The organism is Citricoccus sp. NPDC055426 (assembly GCF_040677445.1).
GTDB lineage: Bacteria > Actinomycetota > Actinomycetes > Actinomycetales > Micrococcaceae > Citricoccus.
The window spans coordinates 1-1,131 of record NZ_JBFARZ010000031.1 but is presented as its reverse complement, the minus strand read 5'-3'; the positions used below and the strand labels follow the sequence as shown (position 1 = coordinate 1,131).

1 protein-coding gene is annotated in these 1,131 nt (G+C 75.9%); it reads left to right on the top strand.

Features of this window, described 5'->3' with window-relative positions:
- A partial coding sequence (locus AB0K08_RS16995) for a site-specific integrase (protein ID WP_363356521.1) occupies positions 1–1,131 on the top strand: 1,131 nt, incomplete at both ends.

The following is a 1,131-nucleotide window of genomic DNA, read 5'->3' as shown; positions in this document are numbered from 1 at the left end:
GAGCTCTACCAGCGCACCGCCGCCCGCTGGATCATCCCGCAGGTGGGCCGCATCGAGCTGGGCACCCTGCCCCTGTCCGCCCTGACCGTGAGCCTGGTCCGGGAATGGCATACCGAGCTGGTGGCCGCCACCCATGCCGCCGCCACCGCCACCACGGGGCAGGGCCGCCGGACTCACCCGGCCCGTGCGTGGGCCCGCGCCCAGGGCTTCGAGGTGGCCGACACCGGCAAGCTGCCCGCCGCCGTGGTGGACGCCTGGACCGCAGCCGGGGCCCCCGCCGCGGAATCGGTCACCGGGCCGGTCGATCCCGAGCACGCCGCCACGGCTGGCCGGACGGCAGCCGCCCAGGCCTACCGGCTGCTGCGCACCATGCTGGCCCAGGCCGTCCGCGACGGGCTGATCCCGACCAACCCCGCCCAGGTCAAGGGAGCCGCCACGGCCCCGCATCCCGAGCGCATCCCGCTGACCGCCCCCGAGGTCACCGCCCTGGCCGAGGCCGTGGCCCCGAGGTTCCGGGCCGCCGTGCTGGTGGCCGCCTGGTCCGGGCTGCGCCCTGGCGAGCTGTTCGCCCTGCAACGGGCCGACGTGGACCCCGAGGCCGGGACCGTGACCGTGCGCCGCACGCTGGTGCAGGTCACCGGTCAGCCCGTCTCCTACGGGCCGCCCAAGACCAGCGCGGGACGGCGCACCGTGGCCCTGCCCGGTTCCGTGACCGCCGCCCTGGCCGCGCACCTCGAGACCTACACGGGCCCCGATCCGGCCGCCCTGGTGTTCACCACGGCCACCGGCCAACCCGTCACCTCCACCCGGCGCACCCGGGCCCTGGCACCGGCCCGGGAGAGCATCGGCCGCCCGGATATCTCCTGGCACCACCTACGCCACACCGGTGCCACCCTGGCCGCTATCACCGGAGCAACGCAGGCCGAGCTACAACGCCGCATCGGCCACGCCAGCCCCCGCGCCGCCGCCCTCTACCAGCACGCCAGCACCACCCGAGACCACTGGATCGCCACCCAACTAGACACCCTCGCAGGCACCCCCACACCACCACCACCGCCCACCGAGCCCGGGCCCGCACCACTGACACCAGACACCCCGACGCCCACACCCGTCACACACAGGCCCCGGCCG